Raw genomic sequence first — 12,500 nt, forward strand, 5'->3', positions numbered from 1 at the left:
CCCTGTGGCCAACCGCGGTCTAGCCGCGTTCCGACGGCACCGACGACAGTTCGAACGGGCTGCTGCTGCGGCGCTGGTTACGGTCTTCACGCGGCGTGGCGCCAAAGAAGTTACGGTAGGCACTGGAGAAATGCGGCCCGGAGGAAAAGCCACAGGACAAGCCGATCTGAATGATCGACTTGCTGGTTTGCATCAACATCTGCCGGGCCTTGTTCAGGCGCAACTCCAGGTAGTACTGGCTCGGCACACGGTTGAGGTACTGCTTGAAAATCCGCTCCAGCTGCCGACGGGATACGCACACATGCTGGGCGATTTCGTCGGTGGTGAGCGGCTCTTCGATGTTGGCTTCCATCAGCAACACGGCTTGCGTGAGTTTCGGATGGCTGGAGCCGAGGCGGTTCTGCAACGGAATGCGCTGACGCTCCCCGCCTTCGCGAATGCGCTCGACCACCAGTTCTTCGGACACCGCACCGGCCAGCTCGGCACCGTGATCACGGGCCAGCACCGCCAGCAACAGGTCGAGCACCGACATCCCGCCGCACGCCGTCAGGCGATCACGATCCCAATCGAACAGATGACTGGTGGCAATGACCTTGGGGAAACGCTCGGCGAAATCGTCCTGCCAACGCCAGTGCACTGCCGCACGGTAACCATCGAGCAATCCGAGCTGAGCCAGGGGATACACCCCGGCCGACAGGCCACCGATCACACAGCCGGCACGCACCAGTTGCTTGAGCGCGCTACTCAGGGCCGGGGTCAATGCGGTCGGCGGCTCATCGGCGAGCAGAAACACCTTCTGGAAGTTTTCCAGCTTGCCGGTCCAGGCCTCGCCGGGCAGTTGCCAGGCTCCTTCGGCCGGCGGTTCGGCCTGCAGGAACACCAACTCGTAAACCACTTCCGGATGCACGCGCTGGGCAACACGCAAGGCCTCCTCGGCCAGCGCCAGCGTCAAGGCTTTAGTGCTGGGCCAAATCAGGAAACCAATTCGATGGGCAGTCATGGCGGGCAATCCGAAACGAAAACAGTGTTAAAAGCCGAAGGCGGCTGCAACCAAATTAGACCATCTGGCGCGCGGTGCGCAGCATGACCTAATTGGGTGCATAACGGGAGCGATTACTTCAGGCTGCCCGAGAGGAATTGCTGCAAGCGTTCGGATTGAGGATTGACCAGCACTTCACGCGGGTTGCCGCTTTCTTCGACAACGCCTTGGTGCAGGAACACCAGTTGGTTCGACACTTCACGGGCAAAGCCCATTTCGTGGGTCACCACCACCATGGTCCGGCCTTCCTGGGCCAGGGCCTGCATGACTTTCAGCACGTCGCCGACCAGCTCAGGGTCCAGCGCCGACGTCGGCTCGTCGAACAGCATCACCTCAGGCTCCATCGCCAGCGCGCGGGCAATCGCCACGCGCTGCTGCTCACCGCCGGACATGTGGCCCGGGTAGGCATCCTTGCGATGGGACACGCCGACCTTGGCCAGGTACATCTCGGCCTTTTCACGAGCGTCAGCCTTGGACATGCCGAGTACGTGCACCGGCGCTTCCATGATGTTTTCCAGCGCAGTCATGTGCGACCACAGGTTGAAATGCTGGAACACCATCGACAGGCGCGAACGCATGCGTTGCAGCTGCTTGGGATCGGCCGCCTTCAGCGCGCCGTCCTTGTTCGCCACCAGCTTGAGCTCTTCATTGTTGAGCAGGATCTTGCCCGCGTGGGGTTGCTCAAGCAGGTTGATGCAACGCAGGAAGGTACTTTTGCCGGAGCCACTGGAGCCGATGATGCTGATCACATCGCCCGCCGCTGCTTTCAGGGACACGCCCTTGAGCACTTCGTGACTGCCATAGCGCTTATGCAGGTCTTGGACTTCAAGTTTGTACATGCTGTCGGTTCTCACAAAAACAGTCAGTCGTTGAGCAAGCGCCCGTGACGCAGCGCTTCGCGCCCCGCCACCTTGGCCAGCCAGAAACCGGGTTGGGCATACCGCAGCCGTTCAACGGCAAACAGCACACCGGCCGTACCAGCACATACCGTGCTGACCCGATCAGCCAAAGGATCGATCACCTCGAAAATCTCGTCACCGGCCTCGACCCACTCACCAGGTTGACGCAAAAAACTCACCACACCGGGGTGCGGTGCAAACAGCAATTCGGTGCCCTCGAACGGCAGGCCTTCGCAGGCTTCATGGGAAGGCTTCGGCCATTCACCACTGATCAGCCCCTGCTCAGCCAGGAACGCCAGAATGCCTTCGGCGTGTGCGCAGGCCGTCGGGCGCCCGGTGTCGGCCTGACCACCCAACTCGAGGGTAGTCGCCAGGCAGGCCAATGGAATCTGTGCATCGGGGAACTGCCGGGACAGGCGTAACCACGGCAGCGAACAGGCCTCGTCAAACGAGCTGCCACCGGAGTCTTCCGCCAGCAGACCGACCCGCACATTCAGGTGCGCGGCCAACGAACGCCAGTGCGGCCAATGCTGTGGCAAGGCGTACATATGCAACGCCGCTTCGGCATCGCAATGCAGGTCCAGCACCACATCCGCCGTACACGCATGAGCGAGCAGCACACGCTGCATGCCCTGCAACTGGCTGCTGGCCGGTGGCAATGCGGCCAACACATCGCCCATGGCCTGACGGATCAGTTGCACATTGGCGTGAGCATCATCCCCCAGGCGCCCTTCCAGCAAGGCAGCCACGGGAGCACTCAGCTCAACGAAATCGCGGTTGAAATTCTTGCCGCTGCCGGCTTCGAAGCGTCCCTGGTGATTGCCTTGCAGCAATTGCCCGAGCCCCAACGGATTGGCCACCGGCACCAGCTCGATCACGCCTTTCAGGGCGCCCTGCGCTTCCAGTTCGGTCAGGCGCTTTTTCAGCTCCCAGGCCGTGCGCATCCCCGGCAGTTCGTCAGCGTGCAGGCTCGCCTGGATATAGGCCTTGCGCTCGCCGCTGCCGAAGCGGAACACCGAAATCCGGCGTTCGCTGCCCAGATGGCTCCACGGCAAAGCGTGATCGATACGTTCCATATCAGTGCTTCCGCGGAGCCAGATAGCCCAGCCAGCGACGCTCGGCGAGCTTGAACAGGCGCACCAGAATGAACGTCAGGCACAGGTAGAAAACACCGGCGGTGATGTAGGCCTCGAACGGCAAGTAGTACTGGGCGTTCACGGTACGCGCGGCACCGGTGATGTCGATCAGGGTCACGATGGACGCCAGACTGGTGGTCTGCAGCATCATGATCACTTCGTTGCTGTACTGCGGCAACGCCCGGCGCAGGGCCGACGGCAGCAGGATGCGCTTGTACATCTTGATGCGCGACATGCCCATGGCCTTGGCCGCTTCGATTTCACCATTGGGCGTGGCCCGCAGGCTGCCGGCAATGATTTCCGCCGTGTAGGCACTGGTATTGATGGCGAACGCCAGGCAGGCACAGAACGTCGCGCTGGACAGCCATGGCCAGAAAATACTCTCACGCACTGCTTCGAACTGCGCCAGACCGTAGTAGATCAGGAACAGCTGCACCAGCATCGGCGTACCGCGAATCACGTAGGTGAAGAGCCAAGCGCTCATGTTGACGATCGGCTGCTTGGAGACACGCATCAACCCCAGCGGCAGCGCCGCCAGCAGGCCGAAAAACAGCGACAGTGCAAGCAGTTTCAGGGTGGTCAGCAGGCCGCCGAGGTAGAGCGGCAGCGCCTCCAAAATGACGTTGTAGTCGAAGATCATAGATCAGCCGCCCTTACGCCTACCGAGTAGCGCTTCTCAAGGTGACGCAATGCCAGCAACGAGACACTGGTGATCACCAGGTACATCGCCGCCACTGCGAGGAAGAAGGTAAAAGGCTCGCGAGTGGCATCCGCCGCCTGCTTGGCCTTGAACATCATGTCTTGCAGACCGACCACCGAAATCAGCGCGGTTGCCTTGGTCAGTACCAGCCAGTTATTGGTAAAGCCAGGAATCGCCAGGCGAATCATCTGCGGCACCAATACCCGGAAAAACACCTGGAAGCTGCTCATGCCGTACGCCATGCCGGCTTCGGCCTGGCCTTTGGGGATAGCCATGAACGCTCCACGGAAGGTTTCCGACAGGTACGCACCAAAGATGAAGCCCAGGGTGCCGATACCGGCCGCCAGTGGATTCAGGTCGATGTAATCGTCGTAGCCAAGCAATGGCGCCACACGATTGAGCAGGTCCTGGCCGCCGTAGAAAATCAGCAGGATCAGCACCAGATCGGGAATCCCGCGGATCACCGTGGAATACAGATCGCCCAGCCAGGCCAGCCAGCGTATCGGCGACAGGCGCAGCGCGACCCCGATCAGACCCAGAACAATGGCCAAGACCATGGACGACAAGGCGAGCTGAAGCGTCAGCCATGCGCCATCGAGGATGACAGCCCCGTAGCCTTTCAACATGTTTCAGGTCCTCGAAAGTTGGGATGAAAAAATGGCGCAAACCTCAGAGCCCCTGCTGCTTGCGCCATTTCGGACTTATCGCTGCGACGTATTACTTGCCGTAAATATCGAAGTCGAAGTACTTGTCCTGGATTTGCTTGTACTTGCCGTTCTCGCGAATGGCGGCGATGGCCGCGTTGATCTTGTCCAGATCAGCCTTGTCGCCCTTGCGCACCGCGATGCCTACGCCGTCACCGAAGTACTTGACGTCGGTGAATGCCGGGCCCACGAACGCGAAACCTTTGCCGGAGTCGGTCTTCAGGAAGCCATCATTCAACAGGGTAGCGTCTGCCACGGTGCCGTCGAGGCGACCGGCAGCCACGTCCAGGTAGATTTCGTTCTGCGAGCCGTAAGGCTTGATTTCAGCCCCCAGTGGCGCCAGGACTTCACGGGCGAAACGCTCGTGGATCGAACCGCGCTGCACACCGATGTTCTTGCCCTTGAGCTCGGTCAGGCCATCGCTGACCTGGGTACCGGCCTTCATGACCAGGCGTGCCGGGGTGTTGTAGTACTTGCTGGTGAAGTCCACGGACTTCTTGCGATCTTCAGTGATCGACATGGAAGACAGGATCGCGTCGATCTTGCGCACCTTGAGTGCCGGGATCAGACCGTCGAACTCTTGCTCGACCCAGACGCACTTGACCTTCATCTCTTCGCACAGGGCGTTGCCGATGTCGTAGTCGAAACCAACGATGCTGCCATCCGGCGCCTTGGACGCGAACGGAGGGTAAGCCGCCTCGATACCAATTTTCAGAGGCTTTTCATCGGCGAACGTTGGCAAAGACAGCACGGACAGTGCCAGGGCGCCAAGAAGCACGAGTTTCTTCATCTTTGGACTCCATCGGTAAAGGGCGAAAACGGCAGAGTGAGCGACAGCCCAATATGCGAATGGGTGAAACGAAATAAACGCTGCTGCGTCCCGGCAATCGCGCGCTGAATTCAACACGGACTACGACGAGCGAGTGATCGGCATTCTAACGACAGGCCCGAGGCCGATATTTCTTCAATGCGACAACATATTACAGAAGCACCGAGAAAGCCGTTCGAGCACATTGACAGCCCTTGATGTTTATGCAAGAGCAAAAGACATTGAACCGATCCATGTTGCAAATAGCGGGCCTATTATTCGCAAACCCTTCTAATCCGGCAAGCGCAGCGTAATGTCTTATTTTTCACACCGCCTGCAAGGGCACTAAAACGGGGTTTGGCGTTTCCCTTTGCCCCGAAATCAGGTGAGCGGTGACACCTTTCAACCCACGGGTAACGCCCGGAAACGCCCGACTGGCAAACCGATATTTATTCGGTCGAGGCTTGGGCGCCTGACACGCCTGCGCCTACACGCCTTACACACTCCCCCCTGCCCGCGCGGGCTCGCCGGCGAACAGCGTTCGGTGCCCCCATGAAAAAACCCCGCCAAGCACAAGGCCTGGCGGGGTTCAGAGACTCAGGAACGGCGTTACGCGACGTTCATGGTCTTGTGGGTATCGATCAGGTGCTGCACCACACCCGGATCAGCCAGGGTGGAGATATCCCCCAGGCCTTCGTACTCGGCGGTGGCGATCTTGCGCAGGATACGGCGCATGATTTTCCCGGAACGGGTTTTCGGCAGGCCCGGCGCCCACTGGATGACATCCGGCGAGGCAATCGGACCGATCTCCTTGCGCACCCAGTTTTTCAGTTCCAGGCGTAGCGCCTCATCCGGCTCTTCACCGCCATTGAGGGTGACGTAGACGTAGATGCCCTGCCCCTTGATGTCATGCGGCACACCGACCACCGCCGCTTCGGCGACCTTCGGGTGAGCGACCATCGCACTTTCGATCTCGGCGGTGCCCATGCGGTGGCCAGAGACGTTGAGCACGTCGTCCACACGACCGGTGATCCACCAGTAGCCATCTTCATCGCGACGAGCGCCGTCACCGGTGAAGTACATGCCGCGGAACGTCTTGAAGTAGGTATCGACAAAACGGTCGTGGTCGCCGTACAACGTACGCGCCTGGCCCGGCCACGAATCAAGAATCACCAGGTTACCCTCTGCCGCCCCTTCGATGATGTTGCCCAGGTTGTCCACCAGTGCCGGCACCACGCCGAAGAACGGCCGCGCCGCGGAACCGGGCTTGAGTGCGTGAGCCCCCGGCAGCGGGCTCATCAGGGTGGCGCCGGTTTCGGTCTGCCACCAGGTGTCGACGATCGGGCAACGGGACTGACCGACGTTCTTGTAGTACCAATCCCAGGCTTCCGGGTTGATCGGCTCACCCACCGAGCCCAACAGGCGCAAGCTGCTGCCGTCGGCGCCTTCGCAAGCTGCCGTGCCCGAGGCCATCATCGCGCGAATGGCGGTCGGTGCGGTGTAGAGGATGTTGACCTTGTGCTTGTCGACGATCTTCGCCACCCGGGTGATGTCCGGGTAGTTCGGCACACCTTCGAACAGCAAGGTGGTCGCGCCATTGGCCAGCGGGCCGTAGACGATATAGGTGTGACCGGTGACCCAGCCGACGTCGGCGGTGCACCAGTAGATTTCACCCGGACGGTAGTCGAACACGCGCTCATGGGTCAGCGCGGCATAGAGCAGGTAGCCACCGGTGGTGTGCTGCACGCCCTTGGGTTTGCCGGTGGAGCCGGAAGTGTAGAGGATGAACAGGGCTTCTTCGGCGCCCATCTCTTTCGGCGCACACACGGTGCCCGCCACTTTCATCAGGTCTTCGAACCAAATGTCGCGATGCTGGTTCCACTTGATGTCGCCACCGGTGCGCTTGCACACGATGACTTTCTGAATGCTGCTGGTTTCCGGATTGGTCAGCGCATCATCGACGTTGGCCTTGAGGGGGATTTTCTTGCCGGCACGCAAGCCTTCGTCTGCGGTAATGACCACTTTGGACCGGCAGTCGATGATGCGACCCGCCAGGGCTTCGGGCGAGAAACCACCGAACACCACCGAGTGAATCGCGCCGATCCGGGTACAGGCCAGCATGGCGACCACGGCTTCGGGGATCATCGGCATGTAGATGGTCACCACGTCGCCGCGATGCACATCCTGGCCGCGCAGGGCGTTGGCAAACTTGCAGACTTGCTCGTGCAGTTCACGGTAAGTGATGTTGCGACTCTCGGAAGGATCATCGCCTTCCCAGATAATCGCGACCTGATCGCCGCGCTCGGCGAGGTGACGGTCCAGGCAGTTGTAGGAAACGTTCAGGGTGCCATCGGCGAACCACTTGATGTCGACATGGTGGTCGTCGAAAGAGGTCTGCTTCACCGTGGTGAAAGGTTTGATCCAGTCGAGGCGCTTGGCTTGTTCGCGCCAGAAGCCGTCCGGGTTGACGACCGACTGCTGGTACATGGCCTTGTAGGTCGCTTCATCAGTCAGGGTGTTGGCCGCAACCTCGGGACGAACGGGATACAGAGAAGCCGCACTCATCTTTCTTACCTCGGTGAAATAGTTGTTTTTGTAGACCTGGGTTGTAGCCCGAGGCGGGCTTATAGAACCATTCGACGATGGTAGTAACAACCCCCTTACAAAACACCGAGGCATGTGCAAACCCCTTGTAAACCGGGGCTGGGACGCCAGTCCCGTTTCACCGCCAACCCCCGAGGTAGCCAGCTTGCCGACGGACGCAACGACGCGCCGCACGGTTTTTATGCACACACATCACCCGCGCCGCTGACGAGAAAGTTTTTCTGATTGTTACAGAATATGCCAACAGTCTTTATCAAAAGCGCACCTATATGTGCGTAACCCAGGCGCCTAAAATCCGCCCTGCCAACAAGGCAATGTGATTAACCACGTTACAGCCCCCACGAAGGCCGTTAATCCAACACCCTGCAATCAAGTTCCACACGCAGCCCTACAACGGCTGCGTGCCCCCACTCGACCTTAGAAAGGTAAATCTGAAATGAAAGCTTTATTGGTTCTGGCCCTCGGCAGTCTGTGCGCAACCGCCATGGCAGACGAGGTCCCGACTGATGTCGCCCGCCATTCGGTCCCGGTAGAGGAATACACTTACTCCACTGACCTGGACATCGCCAAAGTTATCTCCATGAGTGAAGTTCCCAATGTCTGCGAAGTTGTACCGGCGCGCATGGAATATGAAGACTCGAACGGACAACGGCATATCTTGCGCTATAGCGTAATGGGCAACGGCTGCTCTAACGGCTGATCCGCGAAGTGAGCTTCAAGTCTCTCGACTGACGGACCCTGGCCGCAATTCGGTTCACTTGAGGATAGGGCTGCCTATACACACCCGTGGCGAGGGAGCTTGCTCCCGCTGGGCTGCCCAGCAGCCCCAAAAGCGGTCGCCGAGTTTTTTATGAAAGACCGCAGTAACTGTTTTTTTTTTTGGGGGGGGGCTTCGCACCCCAGCGGGAGCAAGCTCCCTCGCCACGGGACTCTCACTCACCTCAAGCTTTTCCTGAATGAACAGCATTGCGGCCTTGACCGGGCTTGGTTACTTGCCCAGGTAACTGGCACACAACCATTACCCGGCGATAAAGCTGACCCGCACCTTCAAGCCACCCTGCGCACCGTCGTGCAAGCTGATTTGCGCCAGGTGCGCCCGGCAGATTTCACCGACAATCGCCAAGCCAAGCCCCGACCCTGCGACCTGCTGATTGCGTCGGTAAAAGCGCTCGAATACCCGGCCACGGTCTTCCAGCGGAATCCCCGGCCCGTCGTCCTCGACCTCAAGTATGGCCGGGGCGCTAACGCGCAAGATCACGTTACCGCCCGACGGGGTATGGGCCAGCGCGTTATCCACCAGGTTGCTCAGCAACTCGTTCAGCAGTGTCGGCTCGCCGCGCAGCCATACCGGCTCGTCAGCCTCCAGCGCCAGCGCGACACCCCGTGCATGGGCCAGCGGCGCCATGGCCATGCCCAACTCGCGAGCCAGTTGACTCAGGTCGAGCAACTGCGCCCCACCTTCGGCAATCGCCCGCGCCCCGTTCTCGACCCGCGCCAGCGACAGCAGCTGGTTGGCCAGGTGAGTCAGGCGATCGGTACCTTGGGCGGCGTCCTCCAGCGTGTTGCGCCAGGTGTGCGGCTCGTTTGCCCGCAGCCCCAACTCAAGACGCGCCTTGAGTGCCGCCAAAGGTGTGCGCAGTTCGTGGGCCGCATCGGCGATAAACTGCGCCTGGCGCTCGAACTGCACACGCAGGCGTTCGGTGAAATGGTTCAGGGCACGCACCAATGGCCACAACTCGCGCTGCACTTGCACCAGCGGCAGCGGTCGCAGGTCATCGGGCTGGCGCTCCTCCACCGCCGTGCGCAAGCGCTCCAGCGGACGCAACGCGGCACTGACGGCGAACCACACCAGCAACAACGCGCCCCCCGCCAGCATCCCCAGACGCAGCAACGTGTCGGCCATCAGACTGCGCGCCATACTGACCCGTGCCTCATCGGTTTCCGCCACGCGGATTTCCGCCATGCCATTCATGTTCGGCTCGGTCACCGCCTTGAGCAGGCTCACCACGCGCACGTTCTGCCCCAGGTAGGTGGCGTTGTAGAAGCGTGCCAACGCCGGGTAGTCATCGGTTCGCGGCGTACCGGGCGGCGGTCCGGGCAGGTTCTCGTAGCCGGAAATCAGCTGCTGGTGAATGTCGTTGACCTGGTAGTAGATCCGCCCGGCGCTGTCGTAGGCAAAGGTGTCCAGCGCCACATAAGGCACATCGGCACTGAGGCTGCCGTCACGCTGGGAAAGCCCGGCGGCAATGGTGCGCGCCGAGGCCAGCAGGGTTCGGTCATAGGCCGTGTCGGCCGCTTCGCGACCGTTCCAGTAAGCACTCAAGCCGCTGGCGATCATCAGCACCACCAGCAACAGCGCCAGGTTCCACAGCAACCCCCAGCGCAGGCTCCTGGGCTTATGCATCGCGGCTTTCCAACAGGTAACCCAAGCCCCTGAAAGTCACGATGGCCACCGAATGGCCGTCGAGCTTTTTACGTAGTCGGTGGACATAGATTTCGATGGCATCGGGGCTGGCCTCTTCATCCAGCCCGAATACCTGGGCGGCCAGTTGCTCCTTGCTCATCACCCGGCCGGGACGGGCAATCAAGGCCTCGAGCACGGCCTGCTCGCGCGAGGTCAGGGTCAGCCATTCACTGCCCAGGGTGAAACGCCGCGTGTCCAGGTCATACACCAACACGCCGCAACGCTGCTGGCGTTCGCCCCCCAGGACGCTACGGCGCAACAGCGCCTTGACCCGCGCTTCCAGCTCGGTCAGTTCGAACGGCTTGGCCAGGTAATCGTCGGCCCCCAGGTTGAGCCCGTGGACCCGATCCTTGACGTCGCTGCGAGCGGTCAGCATCAGCACCGGCAGGTTCTTGCCCCGGCTGCGCAACCGCGCCAGCACCTCGAAACCGTCCATGCGCGGCAGGCCGACATCGAGGATAGCCACCGCATAGTCCTCGCTGCTCAAGGCCAGGTCCGCAGCCACCCCGTCGTGCAGCACATCCACCGTCAACCCCGTGCTCTTGAGCGCCTGGGCGACACTTTCGGCCAACTGCAGATGGTCTTCGACGAGAAGAACACGCATGAATCCTTACCTCATTCCGGGGATGGTCGACACCACTCTTTGGCGCGGAGTTTACAGCCGCATCCGCCGCTGTGAAGCCCGAAAATCGTGAAAGTCTTCTGAAAGGTTAGCGAAAGGTTCGCCCGTTAGAGTCCAGCCACGGACAGTTTCGACTGCCGTATTTTTGAGAGTAGTGAACGAAAAACGCCTCGATGCGTTTTCGCCCCAATAAGAACAATAAATGGAGTGTTTCACGATGCTGTCTACACAGCCTCAGGCTTCTACGCCTGCTCGCTTCTCCCGCCTTGGTACCACCGCCCTCGCCAGTGCCGCCGCCGTTGCCGGCTTTTCGCCTGTCAGTCAGGCTGCCTTCTTCGAAGACAGCAGCGCGACCCTGGAAACCCGCAACATGTACTTCAACCGCGACTTTCGCAGCGGAACCAGCGCCCAGCAATCCAAACGTGACGAGTGGGCCCAGGGCTTCATGCTCAATCTCGAGTCAGGCTACACCGATGGCGCCGTGGGGTTTGGTGTCGACGCACTGGGCATGCTCGGGATCAAGCTCGATTCCAGCCCCGACCGCACCGGTACCGGTTTGCTGCCGGTCCACGATGACGGGCGTGCCGCTGACGAGTACTCGAAACTCGGCCTGACCGGCAAAATGAAAATCTCCGCCACCGAGCTGAAGATCGGCAGCCTGATTCCGGAACTGCCGATCCTCAAGGCCAACGACGGGCGCATCCTGCCGCAGACCTTCGAAGGCGGCATGCTCAGTTCCAAAGAGTTCAAGAGCCTGACCTTCACCGGCGGACGCCTGGAGAAAGCCAAGGACCGCGACAGCACCGACTTCGAGGACATTGCCCTCAACAATAAGAACAGCCGCTTCGCCGGCACCGTACCGGGCACGCATTTCGACTTCGGCGGCGTTGATTACAAGTTCACCGACAAGATCACCGGCAGCTACCACTTCGCGCAACTGGGCGAAGTCTACAACCAGCACTTTCTCGGCCTGATCGCCTCGCAAGCGTTCGGCCCGGGTACGTTCGGCACCGACCTGCGGCTGGCCATCAGCGATGACTCGGGGCAGGCACGCGGCGGAGAAATCGACAACAACTCCCTCAACGGCCTGGTGAGTTATGCCTTGAGCGGGCATAAAATCAGCGCCGGCTACCAGTACATGTCTGGCGACAGCGCATTCCCCTACGTCGACGGTTCCGACCCCTACCTGGTCAACTTCGTACAGATCAACGACTTTGCCGGTGCCGAAGAACGCTCCTGGCAAGCCCGTTACGACTACGACTTCGCCAGCCTGGGGGTTCCCGGCCTGAGCTTCATGAGTCGCTACATCAACGGTGACAACATCAAGCTCAACAACGGTGACACCGGCAAGGAATGGGAACGCAACACCGAGATCAAGTACGTGGTGCAAAGCGGCGCCCTGAAGGACGTTGCCGTGCGCCTGCGCAATGCCACCTATCGCTCGAACTACTCCGCCCGCGACGCTGATGAAGTACGGGTGCTGGTGAGCTATAGCGTTGCCCTTTGGTGATGGACTCAACCCGT

At 60.6% G+C, this 12,500-nt stretch carries 11 protein-coding genes; 2 read left to right on the top strand and 9 right to left on the bottom strand.

All coding sequences use genetic code 11. From position 1 onward, the window contains the following. Positions 1-19 precede the first annotated feature (19 nt). From argR to acs, 7 genes are all read right to left on the bottom strand, one after another. Entirely contained in the window at positions 20-1,000 is a 981-nt protein-coding gene (argR, locus tag AC3WQN_RS17510; RefSeq protein ID WP_095146943.1) for a transcriptional regulator ArgR, read from the bottom strand. Positions 1,001-1,113: 113 nt separating this feature from the next. Next, positions 1,114-1,878, bottom strand: a complete 765-nt coding sequence (locus AC3WQN_RS17515; protein WP_103400381.1) for an ABC transporter ATP-binding protein — start codon at positions 1,876-1,878, stop codon at positions 1,114-1,116. A gap of 23 nt (positions 1,879-1,901) precedes the next feature. Further along, positions 1,902-3,014 carry a M14 family metallopeptidase gene (locus AC3WQN_RS17520; RefSeq protein ID WP_103400380.1) on the bottom strand — a complete coding sequence of 371 codons (1,113 nt, stop codon included), beginning with the start codon at positions 3,012-3,014 and terminating at the stop codon, positions 1,902-1,904. A gap of 1 nt (position 3,015) precedes the next feature. Continuing rightward, entirely contained in the window at positions 3,016-3,714 is a 699-nt protein-coding gene (locus AC3WQN_RS17525; protein WP_095146946.1) for an ABC transporter permease, read from the bottom strand. Continuing rightward, the gene (locus AC3WQN_RS17530) at positions 3,711-4,400 is read right to left on the bottom strand and encodes an ABC transporter permease (protein WP_095146947.1); all 690 of its coding nucleotides are present in this window, start codon (positions 4,398-4,400) and stop codon (positions 3,711-3,713) included. The genes AC3WQN_RS17525 and AC3WQN_RS17530 overlap by 4 nt, the downstream gene beginning before the upstream one ends. Positions 4,401-4,491: 91 nt before the next feature. Next, a complete protein-coding gene (locus AC3WQN_RS17535; protein WP_095146948.1) occupies positions 4,492-5,268 on the bottom strand; it encodes an ABC transporter substrate-binding protein in 777 nt (258 codons plus the stop codon). 627 nt (positions 5,269-5,895) lie between these two features. Continuing rightward, positions 5,896-7,851, bottom strand: a complete 1,956-nt coding sequence (gene acs / locus AC3WQN_RS17540) for an acetate--CoA ligase (RefSeq protein ID WP_103400379.1) — start codon at positions 7,849-7,851, stop codon at positions 5,896-5,898. Positions 7,852-8,326: 475 nt separating this feature from the next. Between acs and AC3WQN_RS17545 the strand changes: the two genes are divergently transcribed. Beyond that, complete coding sequence (locus AC3WQN_RS17545) at positions 8,327-8,590, top strand: DUF2790 domain-containing protein (protein WP_103400378.1); 264 nt, start codon at positions 8,327-8,329, stop codon at positions 8,588-8,590. 318 nt (positions 8,591-8,908) lie between these two features. Here the strand turns inward: AC3WQN_RS17545 and AC3WQN_RS17550 are convergent, their stop codons facing one another. After that, positions 8,909-10,294 (bottom strand): sensor histidine kinase, encoded by a 1,386-nt coding sequence (locus tag AC3WQN_RS17550; protein WP_103400377.1) that lies wholly within the window; start codon positions 10,292-10,294, stop codon positions 8,909-8,911. Then, a complete protein-coding gene (locus tag AC3WQN_RS17555) occupies positions 10,287-10,958 on the bottom strand; it encodes a response regulator (protein WP_103400376.1) in 672 nt (223 codons plus the stop codon). The genes AC3WQN_RS17550 and AC3WQN_RS17555 overlap by 8 nt, the downstream gene beginning before the upstream one ends. 235 nt (positions 10,959-11,193) lie before the next feature. Between AC3WQN_RS17555 and AC3WQN_RS17560 the strand changes: the two genes are divergently transcribed. Then, positions 11,194-12,486, top strand: a complete 1,293-nt coding sequence (locus AC3WQN_RS17560) for an OprD family porin (protein ID WP_103400375.1) — start codon at positions 11,194-11,196, stop codon at positions 12,484-12,486. The last annotated feature ends 14 nt before the right edge of the window (positions 12,487-12,500 follow it).

The organism is Pseudomonas sp. FW300-N1A1 (assembly GCF_058789115.1).

Excerpts from the sequence above, each read along its gene's own strand:
- argR (WP_095146943.1), bottom strand. The coding sequence starts at position 1,000 with ATGACTGCCCATCGAATTGGTTTCCTGATTTGGCCCAGCACTAAAGCC.
- AC3WQN_RS17515 (WP_103400381.1), bottom strand. The coding sequence starts at position 1,878 with ATGTACAAACTTGAAGTCCAAGACCTGCATAAGCGCTATGGCAGTCAC.
- AC3WQN_RS17520 (WP_103400380.1), bottom strand. The coding sequence starts at position 3,014 with ATGGAACGTATCGATCACGCTTTGCCGTGGAGCCATCTGGGCAGCGAA.
- AC3WQN_RS17525 (WP_095146946.1), bottom strand. The coding sequence starts at position 3,714 with ATGATCTTCGACTACAACGTCATTTTGGAGGCGCTGCCGCTCTACCTC.
- AC3WQN_RS17530 (WP_095146947.1), bottom strand. The coding sequence starts at position 4,400 with ATGTTGAAAGGCTACGGGGCTGTCATCCTCGATGGCGCATGGCTGACG.
- AC3WQN_RS17535 (WP_095146948.1), bottom strand. The coding sequence starts at position 5,268 with ATGAAGAAACTCGTGCTTCTTGGCGCCCTGGCACTGTCCGTGCTGTCT.
- acs (WP_103400379.1), bottom strand. The coding sequence starts at position 7,851 with ATGAGTGCGGCTTCTCTGTATCCCGTTCGTCCCGAGGTTGCGGCCAAC.
- AC3WQN_RS17545 (WP_103400378.1), top strand. The coding sequence starts at position 8,327 with ATGAAAGCTTTATTGGTTCTGGCCCTCGGCAGTCTGTGCGCAACCGCC.
- AC3WQN_RS17550 (WP_103400377.1), bottom strand. The coding sequence starts at position 10,294 with ATGCATAAGCCCAGGAGCCTGCGCTGGGGGTTGCTGTGGAACCTGGCG.
- AC3WQN_RS17555 (WP_103400376.1), bottom strand. The coding sequence starts at position 10,958 with ATGCGTGTTCTTCTCGTCGAAGACCATCTGCAGTTGGCCGAAAGTGTC.
- AC3WQN_RS17560 (WP_103400375.1), top strand. The coding sequence starts at position 11,194 with ATGCTGTCTACACAGCCTCAGGCTTCTACGCCTGCTCGCTTCTCCCGC.